The sequence below is a fragment of the Acinetobacter chengduensis genome, from assembly GCF_003664645.1.
In the GTDB taxonomy this organism is placed as follows: Bacteria; Pseudomonadota; Gammaproteobacteria; order Pseudomonadales; family Moraxellaceae; genus Acinetobacter; species Acinetobacter chengduensis.
On the sequence record NZ_RCHC01000010.1, the window covers coordinates 110,414 to 132,098 of the forward strand.

At 39.5% G+C, this 21,685-nt stretch carries 20 protein-coding genes; 9 read left to right on the top strand and 11 right to left on the bottom strand.

From position 1 onward, the window contains the following. Positions 1-32: 32 nt before the first annotated feature. Positions 33-1,748 (top strand): proline--tRNA ligase, encoded by a 1,716-nt coding sequence (locus D9K81_RS10640; RefSeq protein ID WP_120375125.1) that lies wholly within the window; start codon positions 33-35, stop codon positions 1,746-1,748. 54 nt (positions 1,749-1,802) lie between these two features. On the opposite strand, the gene D9K81_RS10645 is transcribed toward D9K81_RS10640, so the two are convergent. The 7 genes from D9K81_RS10645 to apbC all read right to left on the bottom strand — a co-directional run bounded on the left by D9K81_RS10645 (position 1,803) and on the right by apbC (position 11,371). Further along, on the bottom strand, positions 1,803-3,164 hold the full coding sequence (locus D9K81_RS10645; RefSeq protein WP_328587675.1) for a hypothetical protein: 1,362 nt from the start codon (positions 3,162-3,164) through the stop codon (positions 1,803-1,805). A gap of 63 nt (positions 3,165-3,227) precedes the next feature. Beyond that, positions 3,228-5,525 (bottom strand): DUF6160 family protein, encoded by a 2,298-nt coding sequence (locus tag D9K81_RS10650; RefSeq protein WP_120375123.1) that lies wholly within the window; start codon positions 5,523-5,525, stop codon positions 3,228-3,230. A 26-nt stretch (positions 5,526-5,551) separates the two neighbouring features. Further along, a complete protein-coding gene (locus tag D9K81_RS10655; RefSeq protein ID WP_120375122.1) occupies positions 5,552-6,265 on the bottom strand; it encodes a hypothetical protein in 714 nt (237 codons plus the stop codon). Positions 6,266-6,276: 11 nt separating this feature from the next. Continuing rightward, a complete protein-coding gene (locus tag D9K81_RS10660) occupies positions 6,277-8,298 on the bottom strand; it encodes a hypothetical protein (protein ID WP_120375121.1) in 2,022 nt (673 codons plus the stop codon). 245 nt (positions 8,299-8,543) lie between these two features. Further along, a complete protein-coding gene (gene dcd / locus D9K81_RS10665) occupies positions 8,544-9,113 on the bottom strand; it encodes a dCTP deaminase (protein WP_067730924.1) in 570 nt (189 codons plus the stop codon). Positions 9,114-9,238: 125 nt separating this feature from the next. Continuing rightward, positions 9,239-9,832, bottom strand: coding sequence for a LysE family translocator (locus D9K81_RS10670; protein WP_120375120.1), 594 nt, complete (start codon positions 9,830-9,832; stop codon positions 9,239-9,241). 261 nt (positions 9,833-10,093) lie between these two features. Continuing rightward, positions 10,094-11,371 carry an iron-sulfur cluster carrier protein ApbC gene (gene apbC / locus D9K81_RS10675; RefSeq protein ID WP_120375119.1) on the bottom strand — a complete coding sequence of 426 codons (1,278 nt, stop codon included), beginning with the start codon at positions 11,369-11,371 and terminating at the stop codon, positions 10,094-10,096. A gap of 446 nt (positions 11,372-11,817) precedes the next feature. Between apbC and D9K81_RS10680 the strand changes: the two genes are divergently transcribed. After that, the gene (locus D9K81_RS10680; RefSeq protein ID WP_120375118.1) at positions 11,818-12,123 is read left to right on the top strand and encodes a hypothetical protein; all 306 of its coding nucleotides are present in this window, start codon (positions 11,818-11,820) and stop codon (positions 12,121-12,123) included. A 148-nt stretch (positions 12,124-12,271) separates the two neighbouring features. Here D9K81_RS10680 and D9K81_RS10685 read toward each other — a convergent pair whose 3' ends face one another. Both D9K81_RS10685 and D9K81_RS10690 read right to left on the bottom strand, forming a co-directional pair. Next, positions 12,272-13,069, bottom strand: coding sequence for a hypothetical protein (locus D9K81_RS10685; protein ID WP_120375201.1), 798 nt, complete (start codon positions 13,067-13,069; stop codon positions 12,272-12,274). 99 nt (positions 13,070-13,168) lie between these two features. Beyond that, positions 13,169-13,930, bottom strand: a complete 762-nt coding sequence (locus D9K81_RS10690) for a ferredoxin--NADP reductase (protein ID WP_120375117.1) — start codon at positions 13,928-13,930, stop codon at positions 13,169-13,171. Positions 13,931-14,015: 85 nt separating this feature from the next. On the opposite strand from D9K81_RS10690, the gene gigC reads away from it, so the two are divergent. Further along, positions 14,016-14,894, top strand: a complete 879-nt coding sequence (gene gigC / locus D9K81_RS10695) for a LysR family transcriptional regulator GigC (protein WP_120375116.1) — start codon at positions 14,016-14,018, stop codon at positions 14,892-14,894. Between the two features lie 65 nt (positions 14,895-14,959). Here gigC and D9K81_RS10700 read toward each other — a convergent pair whose 3' ends face one another. Next, the gene (locus D9K81_RS10700) at positions 14,960-15,613 is read right to left on the bottom strand and encodes an OmpA family protein (RefSeq protein ID WP_120375115.1); all 654 of its coding nucleotides are present in this window, start codon (positions 15,611-15,613) and stop codon (positions 14,960-14,962) included. 246 nt (positions 15,614-15,859) lie between these two features. Between D9K81_RS10700 and D9K81_RS10705 the strand changes: the two genes are divergently transcribed. The 6 genes from D9K81_RS10705 (at position 15,860) to D9K81_RS10730 (ending at position 20,629) form a co-directional block, all read left to right on the top strand. Beyond that, on the top strand, positions 15,860-16,783 hold the full coding sequence (locus D9K81_RS10705; protein WP_120375114.1) for an acyltransferase: 924 nt from the start codon (positions 15,860-15,862) through the stop codon (positions 16,781-16,783). Positions 16,784-16,802: 19 nt separating this feature from the next. Next, positions 16,803-17,861: a preprotein translocase subunit SecA gene (locus tag D9K81_RS10710; protein ID WP_120375113.1), complete on the top strand. Its 1,059-nt coding sequence runs from the start codon at positions 16,803-16,805 to the stop codon at positions 17,859-17,861. A 122-nt stretch (positions 17,862-17,983) separates the two neighbouring features. Continuing rightward, positions 17,984-18,709 (top strand): septum site-determining protein MinC, encoded by a 726-nt coding sequence (gene minC / locus D9K81_RS10715; protein ID WP_120375112.1) that lies wholly within the window; start codon positions 17,984-17,986, stop codon positions 18,707-18,709. Between the two features lie 69 nt (positions 18,710-18,778). Further along, positions 18,779-19,591, top strand: coding sequence for a septum site-determining protein MinD (gene minD / locus D9K81_RS10720; RefSeq protein WP_106985090.1), 813 nt, complete (start codon positions 18,779-18,781; stop codon positions 19,589-19,591). Between the two features lies 1 nt (position 19,592). Further along, positions 19,593-19,865, top strand: coding sequence for a cell division topological specificity factor MinE (minE, locus tag D9K81_RS10725; protein ID WP_106985091.1), 273 nt, complete (start codon positions 19,593-19,595; stop codon positions 19,863-19,865). A 476-nt stretch (positions 19,866-20,341) separates the two neighbouring features. Next, positions 20,342-20,629 carry a PA4642 family protein gene (locus D9K81_RS10730; RefSeq protein ID WP_120375111.1) on the top strand — a complete coding sequence of 96 codons (288 nt, stop codon included), beginning with the start codon at positions 20,342-20,344 and terminating at the stop codon, positions 20,627-20,629. Positions 20,630-20,685: 56 nt separating this feature from the next. Here the strand turns inward: D9K81_RS10730 and D9K81_RS10735 are convergent, their stop codons facing one another. Then, complete coding sequence (locus D9K81_RS10735; protein WP_120375110.1) at positions 20,686-21,594, bottom strand: AEC family transporter; 909 nt, start codon at positions 21,592-21,594, stop codon at positions 20,686-20,688. Between the last annotated feature and the right edge of the window lie 91 nt (positions 21,595-21,685).

The following is a 21,685-nucleotide window of genomic DNA, read 5'->3' on the forward strand; positions in this document are numbered from 1 at the left end:
CTTTAACGCTTAATCTTTTTAGGACACCGTTCATGCGCGCAAGCCGCTTTTTATTTGCAACGTTAAGAGAAACTCCAAACGATGCGGAAGTTATTTCTCATCAATTGATGCTTCGTGCGGGAATGATCCGTAAGTTAGCTTCTGGTTTATACACTTGGTTGCCTACTGGCGTTCGCGTATTAAATAAAGTAGAAGCGATTGTTCGCGAAGAAATGGATCGTGCTGGTTCCCTTCAAGTGTTAATGCCAGTAACACAGCCGGCAGCACTTTGGGAAGAATCTGGTCGTTATGTACAGTATGGCCCAGAACTACTTCGCTTTAAAGACCGCCATACTAACGATTTTGTGCTTGGCCCTACACACGAAGAAGTGATCACAGACCTTGCTCGTAATGAACTGAAAAGCTACAAGCAATTGCCTGCAAACTTCTACCAAGTTCAAACCAAATTCCGTGACGAAATTCGCCCACGTTTTGGTGTAATGCGCTCACGTGAATTCATCATGAAAGATGCTTATTCTTTCCATGTAGACCAAGAATCACTACAAGAAACTTATGACAATATGTATGAAGCATATTGCCGTATTTTCACACGTTTAGGGTTAAATTTCCGTCCAGTACAAGCAGATACAGGTTCAATTGGTGGTTCAGGTTCACACGAATTCCACGTTCTTGCATCAAGTGGTGAAGACGATATCGCATTCTCTACTGAATCAGACTATGCTGCTAACGTAGAAATGGCTGAAGCGGTACTGGTTGGCGAACGTGCTGCACCAACCCAAGCATTAGAATTGGTGGCAACGCCAAATCAAAAAACCATTGAAGATGTATCTGCATTCTTAAAATCAGATCCTGCTCAGTCGGTTAAAGCATTGCTTGTACAAGGCGTGGCAGAAGAAGGTAAAGCAGCCCCCGTAGTTGCTCTATTCCTTCGTGGCGACCATGAACTTAATGAAATTAAAGCTGAAAAACATCCATTAATTGCTTCACCTTTAGCATTTGCAACCGAAGAACAATTGGCACAATACAGCTTAACTGCTGGTTTCTGTGGCCCACAAGGTTTGGTTGAAAAAGGTCTTACTGTTATTGTAGACCGTGCAGCATCTGTATTATCTGACTTTGTTGCTGGCGCAAATATCGTTGACCAACATGCAGTCGGTGTGAACTGGGAACGTGATGCTCAATTTACTGAAGTTTATGACTTACGTAATGTTGTTGAAGGTGATCCATCTCCAGATGGTAAAGGCACACTACAAATTAAACGTGGTATTGAAGTCGGTCACATCTTCCAATTGGGCCAAAAATACTCTGAAGCGTTGGGTTGTAAAGTTTTAGGTAAAGATGGCAAACCTTTAGTTGTCACTATGGGTTGCTATGGTATTGGTGTTACACGTGTTGTTGCATCTGCGATCGAACAAAACTTTGACGAAAAAGGGATTATCTGGCCTGCTGCCATTGCACCATTTGAAGTCGCTATTGTTCCAATGAATGCACATAAATCACCTCGCACCCTTGAAGCTGCTGAAGCACTCTATGTAGAACTTCAAGCTGCAGGTTATGACGTGATTTTAGATGACCGAGATGAACGTCCAGGCGTGAAATTCTCTGACCTTGAAATTACAGGTATTCCACACCGTATCGTGATTGGTGAAAAAGGTTTGGATGCGGGTACTTTTGAATATAAAGGTCGCCGTGATGCAGAATCTGTAAACATCACAAAAGAAGAATTATTGGCAAAAATTGCTAAATAAGTTTTTCTTTGTATAAAAAATCCCGCTTTATGCGGGATTTTTTATACTTTCAAATTAACAGAACTTCAGACCGCCAAAACAGTTCGAAACAACCTTTTGGTTTTGTAGAACTTGTGAGGCTAAAGCAATAGTTGCAGGTTTCGCTTGCGTATAATTGCCTAAATCAATATTTAATAATTTTACAACCGGAGTATTAAATAGGGTCCCTAATGATTCACCTGTACCTGTCGTAATACGATTCTTTTCATCCAATAAAAAGTCTGAAACTAAATTCGCAACTTGAGGTAAGACGGCCGAAATATCTACTTGCTCTTGTGCCTGTAAATAACCTAACTGAATTGGATCTTTAAAAGACATCCACCAACCTTTTTGTGCTGTGTCTTGTACTTCTGTTCCTGCCCATTTCAGCGTTTCACTTTGTAGTGACAAATACCCCCCCGTACCTGTGAGTGGGATATTGTGTACCATGCTTAAAGCCTGATTAAAGGTAATTTCCATGTTGAGGTTTTGAATATCTGAACCTTCTCCCATTTTGAAAATTGCTTTTTTGGCCAATCCCAAAATCGGATCAAAGGTCACTAACAACTGATCATTTTTAAACAAATCTTTTTGTGCTTGTGTCATGCTTGAATTGGCTGCTAAAGGAATAGATGCAATGCTAGCCGTAATTCCTGGTACTTTAGCCTCTGTCAAACGTGAGCCCGATACGACAGTTTCAGGCATATTAAATTTTACATTAATACTTGGAACCGTCACGCCTTTATTATCTGCTGCTGTAGAATCACTTTGAAATTGTCGTGGAAATTTCAATCCTAAGATGGATGCTGTAAGATTCCCCTTAATTTCTTCTGTTTTTGAATCACCAAAGGTACTTTGTTTGGTATTTACATCACCTTGGGTGGCTGCCATTTTCATATAGCCTGAAAATGACTGAATACCATCTGTTGGATTAGCTGTATTTTCTGTACCCGCGGTTAACATACCTAGAATTTCAGCTGCACCTAAACGAAAGCCAACCACTTCACGTGTTGAGGCTTTACCGCCGTTTTTAATCGCAAATTCAATGAATGGATTGGTAATTTTTGCACTGGTACTTGCACGTCCATCTGCATCATAAACCGGCACGCCATTTGCATCATAGCTTGAAGGTAAACCACTGATAGACAGATTTGAAATATCAATATCACATTTACCCGCGCCTTTATCACCACCACAACCCAACTGTAGTGATTTAATGTTGGTGTTTAATTCCAACTCAGCACCTAGACCAAGCTTAAAGAATTCAACTTTTTCGCTGTTGGCATTGGTATAGGTATAATTGTCTTTCGAAAAATTAAGTAGGGCTTGCCCATCAACCGCAGCTAGCTCTGAATCGGATAGCGCCTGAAACGTTGCTGCATTCCCTGAAACCCACATGCTGCTCACGAGAGTAGCCACTAAAATTTTTTTCATTATTGTCGTTCCCTGTAACATCTCTAATTATCTTGGTGTGATACCCATAGAACTACGCATTACCCCTCCAGGAATTGCAATATCTGCGATTTTTTGCATTGTTCCTATAGGTGCAATTGCCAATTCAGCGCTAAAGACTTTCGCATTATTTGTGATTGTAGAAGTCGGCGTAGCTAAACGGTTAAATTTAACTTGATTATCCAATACCACACTGTCTTTTTGCATGTGAATACGCGTTTCTAAGCCTATATCCCCTTGCAAGCGATTCAAGTTAATACTTGATTCATTTGCCACAGTACCATCAGCTTTTACATCTTCATTAATTAAACTGATATAGCTTCCGCGATCAGTTTTATCTGTTAACTGTTTAAATTGAAAATTGGCTTGTAGCGATAAAAAATTTGTATCTGGCGTTCCATCGCTGGTTTCTAAGCCAGGAATAATGAATAACTCGCCTTTCCCATCGAGTTTAAACGCAATTGATGCAAGTACATCATCTTTACGGCCAAAATTATCAATAGGAACAATTTTACTACCACAAGTGCCTGAGCAATTATATAAAGAACCCGGTAACTGACCAATCGCAATCTCTGCTCTTGCTGCAACTAATAAACTATCTGCCTTGATAAAAATTTCTTTGTCTTCAAACCCAATTACACCATTGGCTTTAATGTAAGAATCAATATTACGCAAACCGGCATAATAGTTAACTTCCTCACCTTTGCTACCATCTGCGAGCGTACGTTTTTCCCCATCTAACACTAAAATAGATGTGGTATATGCATTTCCTGTTGTGCTGTCATAACGATATCCATCTGTAGTCATGGCAAGGTCATAACCTAAACCATTTTTAGTCACACCAAGTTTATTGACATACTGCTTAGAAAATATGCCTAAATTCGCATTTAGATTATAAATGGGTAAACCTAAGCCCCAAGTCCCTGAAGGTGCATCGTTTACCGCTAAACTATTATCAGAGATAAATCTTGCAGTACGTGCAATGGCTTGAAAGTCCATACCACGCACAGCAATTAAAGCCATCGTTTGTGGGTTTACACTTGGCGAAGGGTTATATACCAACTCGTTACTGCTGGCATTGAGTATTGATTTTATTTGGTCATTAATCATAAAACCCAAAGAATTGGTTTTTACGGTATTGATGTAAATATCACCGAAATCAATATAAGCATTTTGATTACTTACAGGTGTTCCTTGCACAGTAGAATTACGCACATTCAAGCGTGTTAAATTTGAGAACTCAATTGCATAACTTCCTGTACCCGTATGACCGAGCTCAAAAGTGGTTGGCGTTCTACCCGAAACTGTCGTCTGTCCACTATCAGCACGTGTAAAATCTGCAGACATTGCCATGTGCAAGCCACCAGCTTCTGCAAAACCATAACCCGTTGTCGCAGTATTTGTTTTTTCTAAACCTTTATTTACTGTATTAAATTTTGCAACATCGGCCTGATTCGCATTCAACATAATACGGCCATTGGTTAAGGCACCCGAAGCCCCTAAACGAATGACGTTACCCTGCTCACCATCCTTACCATAACGTACATCAATATTAACGCCTGGCTTAGTTGCATTGCCCGCACGCGTAGGATTTACATTCTTACTTTTATCAGTCGCTCGTACAAGTTGTACAAAATTATCCGATTTACCATCCGCAGACTTGGTCGTCAGTACAATGCCATCCTTAGGATCAATGTACATATAACCATCAGCAGTTAGGTTAAAGTTAAAATCTTTCAGTGTTAGGTTTTGACCATTTTGACCATAAGAAATACTGGCATTTTGTAGCTTTAACTCTAAGTGCGCTTTATCGTTACGATTAAACAATCCATTGGTCGTTGCCAAATACACCTCAAGCGGTGAGATAGTTGAAAAGGTCAAACTTCCTAAATTTTGATCAGTTTCATTACTGGCACAATTCGGTGCACACACCAACATAATTTTGGATGCGATAGCCGTAAATGGTGAAACACTTGCCCTTAACTGAATACCCGCACCTTTGGCATTTGAAGCCAACTGTGTTGCACCCACATCAAGGTCAATTTTACTCAGGATGTTGCTATTGCCTTGATTCGGTGTAATCACGACATCATGCAAACCCAGCTTAATGGGCTTCGTACCTGCTTCTGAATAGTCAATCCAGTTCGCTTGTTTGACCTCTACACGAGAAACTTCTTGTGTAATCGAGATCCCATCCTGTCCTGTTACATGGCTAAGTGTCTGGTCACTTAGTGCCTCAAGCGCATGGCTTTGATTGGCAATACATATACAAGCTGTGAGGAGATTTAATTTTATTATTTTGTTCATCTCAACGTCCTTATTCAATTAATACTTTAACAGCGAGCGCCTGAAGCTCCCGTACAGTTATAGCTGAATATTTTTAAGTCTCCAGACATGTGTAAATTACCATGCATATTTAGACCCATAAATCCTGTTTCTGTATCCTTATCAAAAGCAGGAATATCCGTAGCAAAGGTGGTTTTCTTTCCTGTGCTGTCTACTGTGTATGCTTGATATTGATTATATACTGTTGTTTTTAAATAGCCTTTTTCTGTATCTGTATCCGACTCAACGGCTAAGTTATTAAAACCTAAATTACGAATTTTCAAAGGCTTATCATCATAAAAAGATAATTTCATTGCCGTTTGAGGGTCGCCATTTTTGTTAATAATGGTAGTCCCTGCTAAAGAGAATTTTTCTATTTGGAGCGTACCCTGAATTTGCTTAAATACCAACCACTTTTGATTACCACCTTCAGTATGATTATTGGGTGAAATGGCTAAACGACACTGCACATTATTTTGGCAACTATAGGTATAGTACGCATCATTTACTGTTGCAACCAATCCCGTTTGAGCATCATGAGTTGATATATCTTTTAAGCTCAAATCATTTGCATATCGATGGTTTAAAGACAACGTCCAATTAAAATCAGCACCACCTTGGCCACGAACTTCCTGCAACTCTTGTGTATCTAAACCAGTCAGACCAGCTTGAGCTGTTACCGAAATCAATAAAGTTACTGCGAGATAAGATTTCTTCAACATAGCTTGTATCCTTATAGCCCAGTCGTTTTAATTTTTAGATGTTGAATCAGCACGCCATCAATGACCGCTGAGCCTAAATTCACAGCACCTCCTGATGCATTTTTAAATACAACACCTGTGGATGTCTGATCACGATTCGCCTTTAACATATTACTGCCGGCATCACGCGTTACACTACCAATAGAAATACTGCTGTGTGTTGCATTGGTGCCCTGATAGTCTGTGGTTTTTCCATTCGCCACAATCTGAGAAGTATTGGTCCCACAGCTTGCCACATTACAAGTAGTACCCATAATGGTGCGATACGTACCATCCACACCTTTTAACTGTACGGTATTGGTCGTGGCATCTTTTTTGACTAATGCATTATTCGCGTCTGTATCGGCATAATAGCTATAAATTTTGGTGTAAATGTCTGGCACATTTGGAATTCTGGTCAATTCAAGAATAATATTATTGCCTTCGGAACCGATAATAAATGGCTGATACATATTCCCTAGTACCAAGTTAATATTGGTACTGTACAAATAAAGACCTTCTTTATCATTAAATAAAGGTGCAAAACTACGGTCTAAAGCTGGTGTACTCGCTGTTCCATCATCATTATCCGATTTTGCAGCCGTGCTAATACGAATGCCTTTTGCATCCAAGTTTGTATCGGTAATTTTTAATAATGATGGATCATCATTGGTATTTAAACGCAATATGCTTGCCATACCCAAAGTTTGGCTTTGTTGCGTTACAGTAGAGGACTGTGTTTGGAACAAACGAACTTGTGAACCATCAATACTTAAGCCATTGGCAACAAACTGTGCACGTAAACGATAGTTTTTATCTAAACCATCAACTGGCGCACCAGTTAGTTGATCTACTTTATTGCTTGAATCTAAGGTACGTGAGAAAATATCTGTCCAAAAACCTAGTTTAATTTTATCTTCAGTGGCATTTCCACCCACTTGGGCTAATGGTGCTTCTAATGCGATATAAGCAATATTTGATTTATTCTGTGCATTATATTGTTGTATATCTTTCGCCGTACCAGAGCGGAATAACCATGGATTTTCAGCAGTACCCCAATTTAAACCTTGGTTACTAAAACGCTGGTTCATATTACCGTTACTTTTAGATAGCGCTAAACCATAGATAAAAATATCGGCCTTACTTCTTGATGCTTTAAGTGCAGCCACATGATCAGTATTATTTAAGGCTGTAGTTGCTGCTGCAACTGCATTGGTTCTTAAAGTGAGCTCTTTAGATGTGTAACTCGCCTGTGCTTTGGCTTTTGCAGAGCGAATTGCACGTAAATCCATTTCAGTATTAGTTTTCTGTTCGAGTTGATTATTTGCATAGGTTGCAATTTCATTCGCTTTATCTTTGCGAATTTGATTACGAACCTCATCATAGGCCCAAGCTTGAGCTTGTTCATCATTTTTACAGCCTAAAAGACCGGTATTAAAACACCAATTATATTTTTTATACTCTGCTTTATATAACTCATCATATTTATTCACATAAACTGTCTGTGCAGCAAATTCTTCAACTTTTTCATTCTCAAAGCTGGCTTTATAAGTCGTTGTATATTCCTGAAGTACATTCGCTTTTGTTGTAGCATTATTATAAACACTACTATATTCAGCATTGTAAATATCGGTGTAATAAGTCTGATAATAGCTTGAAACTTTTGCCGTATAATTTTGGAAGTAGATATTATCATAGACAGCTTGACGGCTTTGATCAAACAACTGCTCATAATTACCCCCACGAGGGATAATTCGAATGAAACCCGTGTCATATTTTTCTGGATTCGTAACAGATGGTGTCTTGTTATAGCTTGAAGCTGTAGAAAGGTCATTCGGCCCTTGAAACACAAATTTGAAGTTTTCAGGCAATAAAGCAACGCCTTCACCCGTTGTATTTGACAAGGCTTCATCAGGCAAATCCTGAAGTGCATAAGTAGACGGTGTAAGCAACATACTGACTGCTACGACTAAACAGCTCTGGCGGAACCGGAATGCTTGATTTAATTGAGTCATCGTGACCTTCCTTTCTTATCAGATGCACCGCATCTTTCTTATATTTTTTGCTTTACTTGGCACCAAATTATTTTTGTCCATCTCATCCTGTGATGGGTGCTATACCAAGCTATATTAACTTTTCATTATGCGCAATTATTATACAAATGCAAAACAAACTCGCCAAATCACCTCAATTTCCGATGAATGAATCACAAAAAAAGCAGGCTTGATCGCCTGCTTATTTTTTTAACTTCACTAAGCTTTTAGGCTTTAGGCAATGTTACGCCCGTTTGACCTTGGTATTTACCCCCACGGTCTTTATATGAAGTTTCACAGACTTCATCGGATTCAAAGAATAACATTTGAGCAACACCTTCACCTGCATAAATACGTGCTGGTAAATTAGTGGTATTGGAGAATTCTAATGTCACATGACCTTCCCACTCAGGTTCAAGTGGCGTCACGTTGACGATAATGCCACAACGCGCATAGGTAGATTTACCTAGGCATACAGTCAATACGTTACGTGGGATACGGAAATATTCAACTGTACGTGCGAGTGCAAATGAGTTCGGAGGAATAATACATACATCCGATTCAATATCGATAAAGCTTTTATCATCAAAATTCTTTGGATCGACGATTGCAGAATGAACATTGGTGAAAACTTTAAATTCACGCGCACAACGCACGTCATAACCATAGCTTGAAACGCCGTAAGAAATCAGCTTTTCACCATTTTCATCTAAACGGACTTGATTTTCTGCATACGGTTCAATCATGCCGTGTTTTTCGCTCATTTCGCGAATCCAACGATCAGACTTAATTGCCATTCTTACTATCCAAAATACTGTACATCAATTATTGCATGGTACTTTAACTGAAATCCCTTGCAATGAAAATATGTCTATTTTTACTGGATGCCAATTGACTGATTATGAGCGCATTTCAGCAGATATTATAAATTAGCAAGTGTGAGATAACTGAGCTGACAAGTAAAACCCATTAGTACAACTGATGCTGTTTTTTGCATTGTATATTGGTTTAACCAACGGAATTTATTAGATGCCAAGATAGAACCGATAAAGGTCCACAAAAAAGCTATCGGGATAAGAAGTAGCAAAAACACTAACATGTGCGCAGTGTAATACATGGAGTTTTTCCAAGCGATCGCTGGAAAAATAGCAGATGCAAACAGCAATGCCTTTGGATTTAATAATGTTGCAAAAAACAGTTCCCAAGCTCGAATGCAGGCCTGATCTAGATCTTGTACGGCGTTCGCTGTTTTCCATAAACGAATGGCCAAGTACAACATATATGCTGCACTAAACAATTTGAGTATAGGAGGAAGTGCTGGAATATAAGCAGTCACTTTGCCAATCAATAAGCCCCAAAAGCTAATAGACAGCAAATAACCAAAAGCTTCAGCAGGAATTAAGCGAAAAGAGCGTTTTACACCAACCTGTAAACCTGATGAAGCGAGTAAGGTGTTAGTTGGACCTGGGGTCAATAAAATGGTAACTACCAGACCAATAAAATACCATGAAATCATCGCGTGCCCCTAGGCCTATATGCGCGCAGATTAAATCAGTTTTTGAGGGATAGCAAAAAAAATATTGTAAAATATCATGCAATAATTAAATAATGAGATATTAATCAATAAATTTCAAAAACTTAACCGACAATATTTTATAAAACTATTCAGTCAAAAGCTTTATTTCACAGTTGAATTCAACAAAAAAAGCCTAGCAATTACTAGGCTTTAGATCATTTCTAAAACAAAATCGTCTTAAATCAAGACTGTGGTCTTGGCTTAAAAAATACGGCTTTTATCTTTTTGAGCTTGAGGCAATTTTGCTGCAATTTTTTCTGCGATTGCCATATAACTTTCAGCGGCATCATCTTGTGCAATAACAGAAGGTTTACCTGCATCTGCATTTTCACGAATTTTCACATTCAATGGTAAACGCCCTAACAATGGAATATTGTATTGCTCTGAAAGCTTATCGCCACCACCTGCACCAAAGATTTGCTCTTCATGGCCACAATTAGAGCAAATATGTGTCGACATATTTTCAACCACACCCATCACAGGGATATGAACGCGATTAAATAGCTCAATCCCTTTGGTAGCATCCATTAAGGCAACATTTTGTGGTGTCGTCACAATTACAGCGCCTGTGACCGGAATTCGCTGTGCCAACGTTAATTGAATATCCCCTGTGCCTGGTGGCATATCAATCATCAATACGTCTAGGTCTGGCCATAGCGTTTGGTTAAATAACTGCATGAGTGCCCCCGTTGCTTTTGGTCCACGCCAAGCCACGGGGGTATTGTGATCACCGGTCAAATGACCAATAGAAAGTACAGCCATACCATAGGCATCTAGCGGTACAAAATTTTCCGACTCAATCATCGGTGTACGACCAGCATTGCCTAACATAGTTGGAATACTTGGGCCATAGATATCAGCATCTAACACGCCAACTTTTAAACCTAATTGTTGTAAGGCTAATGCAAGGTTGACTGTTGTTGTTGACTTACCTACCCCACCTTTGCCTGAGGAAACCAAGATCACATTTTGAATACGTGGATGCTTAGGTACATCACGTTGCTGTGGTGCAGCTTTTTGAATTGGAGGATTATTCGGATCAGTTTCGGTTGCTGGTGTTGCTTGAGTGGCAGGTGTAGAAGCATCTACCACTGGTGGTAAATTACTTTTTGGCGTTGCTTGATCCGCTTTTGCTTGAGTTGAGCAACTTTCACCTTCTGCATGATGATGTCCACAACCACCTTCTGTTTTATGTCCCGTTTTCTGTTGGATCACATGCATGTTTAATTCTTTAATACCACACTGTTCAAGTGCATCTGCCAGCTCATCATGAATTTGTTGTAATTGTTCTTTTTCTTCTGGAAATGTATTAATGGTGATTTGTAAGATTTCACCTTGTACATTCACTTGTGTAATACGGTCTTTCAGCGCATGACTAGAATGAGGCAACATATAGTTTTGCAGTACATTTTGCACAGCTTCTTCGTTCACCTCTTTAGAGGGTGAAAAAACAGATTTAAGCGAAGAAAGCCACGACATATAACATTACTCCAAAGCGAATATTTTGCGAATTCTACATAGTGTAACGGCAATTAGGGTGAAGGTTAAGCGTTGTGATCATAAGATTATTCTTGAGATCACACAAAACCAAGCAATTTGGTTGGTTATTTAATTCTTTTCTGCTCAGTATCGCTATTTTATCCTACATTTTTTAATTTAAAGCCTTCAAATAAGCAATTCAGCCGAGCCAAAAATATATTGCTATTTATTTAAAATATAAAAAATTGCAATCAATCAAACATTCAGATATTAGAAATCAAGCATGGCTCACATTTCGCTTCTATTGACAGAATTTTTAAGCTGAGCTACACAACAAAACTTATACGTTAAAGCCGAGCTCTAGTGTGTTTTATCAGCAAAGTTTGGGTATATTTCTTGGCGGTTATTTTTATTTATTAATTTAATTTTTCTAGGGGAACCTTAACATGTATAAAAAATGGGCATTCATCACATGTATGTATTTAGTAGCTTCAACAGCATCTTGGGCTGAAGCGACCAATAGTATTCAAACACCAGAGCGTCAAACCTTAACCTTAGGCGATACTTTTGAAGACATGGTAGCTCGCATGAAAGCATCACCGATTAAGGTCACTTCATACGCATTGGTCGACGCAACCAAGCCAAATACATTAGCGGTTGACTATAGCTATGAAATTGAAAATTTCCGCTACAACATTACGATTGTAGACGGACATGTATATAAAATTGACGTTGAAAACTTAGATAAATAAGCGATTGCACTAAAAATAATTTTCAAATGTTAAGCTTATAAAATCACGTTGTGCACAAAAAAGAATTCACTCAAAGCCAAACCATAAAAATAAATAGCATAAAAAAGGTAGCGCAAGCGCTACCTTTTTGAATTGTACTACACCGCGTTTAAGGTTTTATGCCACGCATAAAACTTATCACACTAAATAACCAGAGGAAGAGCACAAAGCTACGCCCTTGTGTGAAGTACGCTAGCTCTGTGCCATGCAACAGATTATGGCGAGTTGAAGTAACACTTGAACTACTATCCATTTTATAGACTGCAAGTTCAGTGAAATAAGGATTCATTTCAAAAGCAATTTTTGACTTATGCCACAAGCTCTTAATTTCATTCCCCTTTAAACCAGGGACGATTTTATGCACATCCAGATACTTGGTATCCTTTTGTTCAAGGAAGCCTTTGGCCACCAAGACATCAGTCAGCAACCCTTCTAATTGCGCATACAGCATAGGAATGCAACCCGCATAAATGCCTTGCTCATACAAGTTTAAGGCTTGTTCAATCAGATGACGGCGCTGCTCTTTATGCGCTCCCACTTGCATCGCATCAAGTGCTTTAAATAATTCTGTTTTAAAAAACTCACCATTCGGAACTGCTAATACATCAAATTGCTTAATGTCATCTTCATCATTAACCAATTGCCAAAAATAAAGAAAGTTCAATGCATCATTGGCAATTTTACTCGCCTCAGGTTGATCTAAAGCATCCGCCAGCACCTGAAAATAGGCTTCCTCTTGTGCAAGCTTAGCCAAGTATTTCTGTAAAAATGCATGCTCACCCGCAGTCATGGTATCCAAGTAATGTTCGGCATTTTCTAAGATGATTTTTCCGGCCTGTTGCGCTTCATTTTTATGGGCAGCGATACGTGTGACTGGTGCATCGTAATCAAAATCATCATCAATCATCATCTAATACTCTGTGTATCGGTGTTCGTGGCAATCAAGCACGTCGAACATCTAAAAATAAAGTTATTCAAAAGCGTATTCCCACATAGGGAGCTGTCATTACCAATAATTTTCTACGGCAATATTGCCTTCACCACGGCGATTCATAGTGAGTCCACGAGCTTTTAAGGCCTCTTTGGTATCTTCCACCATTTGTGGATTACCACATAGCATGACATGCGTGGTTTTTGGATCAAAATTAAGCTCGGCAGCTTGTTCCAATGCACCATTGGTAATTAATGCAGGTAAGCGTTCATGTAATGGTGCTTGAGGATCGCGGGTAATAATTGGAATAAATTTAAAGCCTGTATGTCCTTCGCCAAAAGTCTCAGCAATTTCGGCAATGCGTGATGCATAAGCCAATTCAGCTTGTGTACGCACGCTATAAACCAGATTAATTTTTTCGTATTTTGACCATGTTTCAAAATCTTGAAGCATGGAAATAAAAGGCGCTAATCCTGTACCCGTACCTAAGAGCCATAAATCTTTTGGTGCAGGTAACTGATAGCGAGCTAAAGTAAGAAATCCATAAGGGACTTTTTCTAAATACAGCTCATCGCCCACTTGGAGATGTTGCAGATTTGAGGTAAACGCACCATCTGGCACCACAATTGAGAAAAATTCTAATGTTTCATCAAAGGGCGATGAAACCACAGAATAAGCACGTACCACCAGTTCATCACCCACTTTTAAGCCGATACGCGCAAATTGACCTGCTGTAAATTTAAAATGTGCTGGTCGCGTCATGGTAAAACTGAACAAGGTACTGGTCCAACGATGTACAGATAAAACCTTTTCTAAGCTAAATTTTTCAATTGACATGATTTCGGCGTGGCGTGAAAGACTGTGCTCATGTTAGCATGACAGCATATTTTATTAATATTTTTTAAATGTTAAGGCTATATTCATGCGCATGACATTACGCCAGTTGGCTGTTTTTGTAGCAGTCGCTCAAGAAGGCACTGTGACCAAAGCCAGTGATGCTGTCAAGCTAACACAAAGTGCTGCCAGCATGGCGCTTGCAGATTTGGAAGATGGGCTAGGCGCACCTTTATTTGACCGTCTGGGTAAACGACTGCAACTCAATGATTTAGGGCGCTTCTTATTGCCACAAGCACTTGAAATTTTAGGTCGCTGTGATGCCTTTGAGCAAGCTGCTAAAGGTGAGCTACAAAGTATAGATTTGCGTTTGGGTGCAACCTTAACCATTAGTGATTATTTAATGCCTGACTTAATGGCTGATTTTTTAAAAATTCAGCCTCAAGCACATTTGCAATTACAAGTGGGTAATACCCGACAAATGATTGAAGCAGTCAATCAATTCCAATTGGACTTGGCGCTCATTGAAGGTTCTTGTCATCTACCGCAACTTCAATGTATTCATTGGCGTGATGATGAATTGGCTGTGTGCTGTGCACCTAACCATCCTTTAGCGCAACTCGATCGTGCATTAACCCCAGAAGACTTCAATTCAGTTGAATGGATTTTACGTGAAGAAGGCTCAGGCACTCGTGAAGTATTTGATAATGCCATTTTAAAAGACTTACCAAATGCGAATATTCGCCTCACCTTAGGCCACAATGAAGCAATTTTGAAAATTGTCGCTGGTGGTTTAGGCATGTCGTGTATTTCTAAACTTGCCATTGAGCCTTTACGTGAAAAAGGCCAATTGGTGGTTTTAGATACATCATTTTGGTCTTTGACTCGCCCACTATTCATGTTAGTTCATCGCCAAAAATATCAAGGCCCTGGCTTAAAAGCATTTATGAAGTTTTGTGAAAAATAAGTTGTAGTTATCAATAAAAAAAACCGCCCGAAGGCGGTTTTTTTAACATCTAATCAAAGATCAGATTATTGAACTGCGTAGATGCTGATCTCTACACGACGGTTTTGTTCACGACCAGCCGCTGTAGTATTTGATGCGATTGGGTTTGCTGAACCTTGACCTTGAGTGTTAATACGTGAAGTCGATACACCTTGAGACGCTAAGTAGCTAGCAACTGATTGTGCACGTGCTTGAGACAATGGAATGTTGATTGAGTCATTACCTGTATTGTCTGTATAACCAGTAACTAAGATACCGCTCTTGTTATCTTCAGTTAAAGTTTGCGCAACTTTATTTAAAGTTGAATAGAAGTTCGGTTTGATGTTTGATTTATTAGTATCAAACGTAATACTACCTGGCATTACTAAGCCAACAGAACCATCTGGATTACGGTTAACTTCTACACCAGTACCCGCCATTTGTTGACGTAATTTTTTCTCTTTATTGTCAAGATAAACACCTGTCGCACCACCAAGTACCGCACCAATAGCTGCTGCACGGTTGTTTTGAGCGCTACTATTTGCATTACCCTTAGACAAGCCATAACCCGCAGCCGCGCCAACCAATGCGCCAATTGCAGTTTTGTCGTATTCCATACCGCCGATATTGTTACCAGTCGTTTGACAGCCAGATAGTACCAAAGCCCCTGCTACTGCTGCTGAAATTGCTAGTGCACGCATCGCATGCCTCCTTGATTGTGTTTTGTTGTATGGATGGAATGATGAAGTAAAAAAAATCGAGTAACCATTGATTTTTTGTTAATAATAAAACGTTTATTTACAATTTGTAATATTTAAATAAGAAAATAATGCCAACTTCATCAAATTTTCTCCACAGTTGTTCTGAAGTGCTTTTTTATTTTTTAAACACGCTCTATATTTGTGTGAATTGGCAAACGTTAGACCATTTTCCATTAGGACTTTTATATGTCATCGCACAGCAAGAAGCAACCAGCATTAAAAAAAATCACACGCGGGCTGACTGTCGGTTCGGTCATTACAGGAAGTACGTTTTTCCACGGCCCACCTGTATTGGCACTGGGACTGACCAAGCTCTTCAAAAAATCAAAAAAAGTGGATGAAACCAATATTAAAATTACCAATAGTTGGTTGGGTGTTAACAATTGGCTCATCGATAATGTCCTAGCCAATACACAGTGGGACATCTCCATTGATGAAAATCTTGATTTAAATATGCAAGGTCGTTATTTGATGATGTGTAATCATCAAAGCTGGGTAGATACTACAGTAAATCAGTATTTTGGCCTAACTCGTATGCCACTCACTCGTTTCTTTACCAAATGGGAACTGATCTTTATTCCTTTTGTAGGCCAAGCGTTTAAAATCTTGGGCTTCCCCATGATGAAACGCCACAGTAAAGAACAAATTGCTAAAAATCCTGAACTCAAACATCGCGATATGGAAGAAGCTCGTAAGTCTTGTGAACAGCTTTTGAGTCAGCCATTTACCCTACTCAATTATCTGGAAGGTACACGTTTTACGGCGGAAAAACACGCTCAGCAACAGTCTACATTTACAAATTTACTTAAGCCTAAAGCTGGCGGTTTAGCACTGGCATTAAATATTTTGGGCGATCAAATTGATGCTTTAGTCGATATGACCATTGTTTATCCTGATGGCGTGCCGGGATATGGTGAGTTTTGGCTGGGTGAAGTGCCTAGAATTGCTGTAAATTTACGTAAAATTGATATTCCTGCATGGGTGGCAGGTGGTAATTATGAGGAAGATGCTGAATTCCGTGAAAAATTCCAGCAATGGGTGGATCAAATTTGGACTGATAAAGATCAATTGATTTCAGAAATGAAAGCTAAATATCCGCCTGTCGTCTAAATATACGGAGCTCAGTTTCATGTCGCAGAACGTCGCAGTTAAAAAATCTAAATATCAACATTTAGACCCTAAAAGTTTGTCTTTCAAACTGTTTTTGGCCTATGACATCTTTATGGTATTTATTATTATTTTTAACTTGTTCTGCTTGGGCATGAACTTCTTCCTGATGAGTAATATTGGAGGCTGGTTCTTTAATGCCATCCATTTATCAAGCGTACTTGAGTTTTATCGTGAGCACTTGCACCCTTGGGTGATCACAACAGAAGCATGGTTTATTATTTTCTTGATTGTCGAATTACTCACACGTTGGGCTATAGCAATCGCACAGAAGCATCATCAGCGTTGGTTTTTCTTTCCGTTTATCCATTGGTATGAAATTGTTGCTATTGTGCCCTATTTCCGTTTTTTACGCTTATTTCGCGCAGGAGTTGTGGCCTATCGACTATACGAAATGGGCTATCAAATTTTTCCAACCTCTTGGCAGGAAAAAGGCTTATTTTACTATCGCGTGATCATGGAAGAATTATCTGATCGCGTGGTTGTAACGGTTTTAGATGGTCTGAAACATGAGCTTCAAACCAGTACCACGCATAAAGATTTAATCAGTAATGTCATTCAGCATCATCGGGATTTATTTTCGCAAGCGCTGGCCGAAATACTGCAAGAAAATTTAAGCCGTGAACTACAAGCCGATCGTGAACGCATTGCCAAAAATGTGGGCCTCATTGTCAATCAAGCCATTGAAGATACGCCTGAACTCACACAATTACTGCGTCTGATTCCAATTGTTGGTGGACGTATAGAACAGCAGATTCAGAGTATAGGACAGCGTTTAGGTGAAAATATTACCCAAGGCTTAATTGATCCTTTGGCATCACCAAATGCTTCTACTGCAAGACATCCAAATTTATATACAGACATTGCAACACGGATTAGTGCAATTGAAATTGAAAAAAATGACAAACTGGATGAATTGGTCCGCTCTGCTGTTTTTGAAAGTTTAGAAGCGATTCGTAAGCAAGTAAAAGTAAAACAATGGCAACAAGAACTACAAGCACAAGATCAAGCTAAAGATTAATCTATAGTTCGAAAATAATTGCTGTTTCTGCTAGAGAAATGCCTCATTTTGTTCTAGCATTTGCTCTACTTAAAATATCACTTCCACATAAAATCAACAGTGAGAAGTTTGAAGGAATAATTATGGCTGATATACGGATAAAAGGCAGAATGGTCAATGCAATCCGCATTAACCTTGACACAAATGATCATGATGCGATCCGCCAGCAACTTAGCCCAATGCTTCAAAAAGGCTTTCCAATCGGAACGCTTGCAGTCATTGAAAGTAGTGTTGAACAAGAACTTATTGAACTGATTCAATTGCTGATTAGTCTTGATTTACAACCGATTGCAGTAACGGACGGTGTATTGGCAGATCAAGCACGTGCCATTCAGTTTCCAGTGATTCCACCTGACCGTAAAATGGAACAGGTAAAACCCACTAAAGAACAAGCTGTAGAAGTGCCTGCGGTTGCTGAAAAGCCTGAGCCTGAAGCAGAAGATGCACCTGTAGCTGTTGTGCCAGAAGTGCGTCATATTACCTCTTATCATGACGAAATTCTGCGTACAGGCCAATGTATTGTACAAGATCACGGTGACATTATTTTAAGTGCTGGGATTAACAGCGGTTCAGAAGTCATTGCTTCAGGAAATATACATATTTATGGCAGTGTCCGTGGTAGAGTCATTGCCGGTGCTGGGGGCAATAGTGCTGCACGAATCTTCTGTCACTCACTTGAAGCAGAGCTCGTTTCTATTGCTGGGACATATTGCGTAGCCGATGACATTCCACCGCATGTGACTAAAAAACCCGTACACATTTATTTAAATGACCAGCATGAGCTTGTATTTGAAGCTTTGCAATTTTAATGTATAAATAAACACCAATAAAACCCCTGTATTAATCAGGGGATTTAAACCATAACAGGAGTGGATTCGGTGGCGAAAATTGTTGTCGTAACATCAGGCAAAGGTGGCGTAGGTAAAACTACAACAAGCGCATCTTTTGCAACAGGTTTAGCCCTACGTGGTCACAAAACTGTTGTAATCGATTTTGACGTAGGTTTACGTAACCTCGACTTAATCATGGGCTGTGAGCGCCGTGTAGTATATGATTTTGTGAATGTCATTAATAACGAAGCACGTTTACAACAAGCTTTAATTCGCGACAAAGACATTGAAAATCTTTACATTTTGCCTGCATCACAAACACGTGACAAAGACGCGCTATCTGATGATGGTGTTGCACGTGTAATGGATGAGCTTTCACAAGAGTTTGATTACATTATTTGTGACTCACCTGCGGGCATCGAGCGTGGTGCAATCCTTGCAATGTACCATGCAGATGAAGCTATTATTGTGACCAATCCTGAAATTTCTTCTGTACGTGACTCTGACCGTATTATTGGTATGCTCGACAGCAAAACCAAAAAAGTAGAAAACAACGAAGGTCGTATCCGTAAACATTTATGTATTACACGTTACAACCCAGAACGTGCCGACAAACAAGAAATGTTAACGATTGATGATATTTCAAAAGACATTTTACGCGTACCTACACTAGGTGTTATTCCTGAGTGTAAAAGTGTGCTACAAGCTTCGAACGAAGGTAAACCTGTCATCTTATATACAGAAACCCAAGCGGGCGAAGCGTATGATGACTTAGTTGCACGTTTCCTAGGTGAAGAGCGTCCTTACCGTCATATTACTGCGAAGCCGAAAGGCTGGTTAGCACGATTATTTGGAGGATAAGATGGCTGGTTTTTGGAGTAAATTATTCAGTGGTGATGACAAACCTACAAGTGCTCAAACTGCAAAAGATCGCTTAAAAGTCATTGTTGCTTCTGAAAATGGCTTAGGCAAACGTTTGAGCCAAGACAAAATTGACCAAATGAAAAAAGAAATCATGCAAGTCGTGAACCGTTATGTTCGTGGTGTAGATGAACAACACATTCAAATGTCTGTACGTTCTGAAGCGAACATCGAGATGCTTGAAATGAATATCAATTTGCCTGAAGAGCGATAATCTGATTTCTGATTAGTCAAGCAATTTGATTCAAGGCAAAATATGAGCCTGAACAAAGCACTGCTTTGTTCAGGCGCAAGACGAGAAGTTTTACTTCGAAGTGTCTGAACTTATTGGCTCTGCCATGTTTTAGGCACAAGACGAGAAGCTTTGCTTCGAAGTGCTTGAACTTATTGGCCTTGCCATGTTTCAGGCGCAAGATGAGAAGCTTTACTTCGAAGTGCCTGAACTTATTGGCCCTGCCAAGTTCAGATAAATGATGAAAAACTTTAGCTCTAAGTATGTGAATCTTTAGGCTCCGCCTTATTCAGATGCTCGAAAGAAGTTTTTCTTCGCCGCAGGATAATAATGTGCAGTGCCATACCCAGATTCGAATTATCAGCTTAGCTTTGAATCACTCGGTCGCTTAGAACTGCTTATTATTTTGCACAAATATTTTGCTTATTTATTTTCAAAAGAACACCAAGGGGACTGCAATGGCATTATCTCAACCAGCGACGTTTAATGAAGAATGGTCAGATGAACGAGTATTTGCCTACTTAACTCAGCTGCCTCCTGAAGGCGTAAACGGCGATTTTCACGTACTGTATCATGCATTCAAACACATGCGTCCTGCTGACTATGAGCGCCTGTTAACTCAATTCACAGCAGATGGCCGTGATGTTAATGCAACGAACCCTGAAGGTCAGCGTATTCATGATGTGATTGCCCAATTCCCACGTCAAAGCGAAGGCTTTTTAGCGGTATTGGCAAAATTTGCATAAGTATTTTTCGCATCATAAAGCCTGCACATGCAGGCTTTTTTTATGTTGGTATTTAGTTAGACTGAATAGAATAGCCACATCAGTAAGGGAAAGCTCCCCATAAAGCACAGAGTCTGCAAACTAATGACACCAGCCATAAGCTGACTGTCCCCTTGAAAATATCGCGTTAAAATATAGGCAGCCGATGCTGTTGGCAAAGCGAAGAAAGTGACCAAAATAATACTTTGTAATTCATTTAAGCCAAGGCACCAACCCGCTAGAAAAGCCAAACAAGGCATAATCAATAGACGTGAAAAGGTATTTGTACTAAGTCGTAGTAGACCTTTGCTTAATTGATTGAACTGGAGTGCGGCACCCACAGAAAGTAAGCCTAAAGGTAAACTCGTAGCGGCCAATATATTCAATAAAGACTTTAAGCCTGAAAATAACTGCAAGCCAGATAAATTAAAAAGCACACCCACGACACAGCCTAAAATGAGCGGATTTTTTCCAATGGCCAAGAGCGTGTCATACCATCGCCCACTCTGCCCTTCAGAAAATGCCATGACCGAAAAGATATTCACCACAGGGATCGCAACGGCAATCAACATTGCAAACATTTGCATACCAGCAGTGCCGTATAGCGTGCCCATTAAGGCCAATCCTATATAGGTATTAAACCGAACCTGACTCTGCACATACACGCCAAAACGGGCAACAGGTATGGCATATATTCGCTTTAACAACCAAAGTATGGCAAGCGCTCCCAATACAATGACAAAAAATGCCTGCAACAAGGGAAAGATCGTGGCTAAATTTAATTCCACACTGGCTAAATTATTAAAAAGTAGCACTGGGAAAAGAATAAAATAATTCAGTTTTTCTGAGTTAGCCCAAAATTCAGGTTGCACAAAGCGTTTACGCTGTAATAGATAACCTAAGGAGATTAAAATAATCAGTGGAAACAAGGCTATAAACACAGTCATAGTTGATCATCCTGAACATGCCACGTATTGGTCTTAAGCTGTTGAATCATTTCCCTATTCGGCCTCTGTTTACATCGCATGTATGATATTT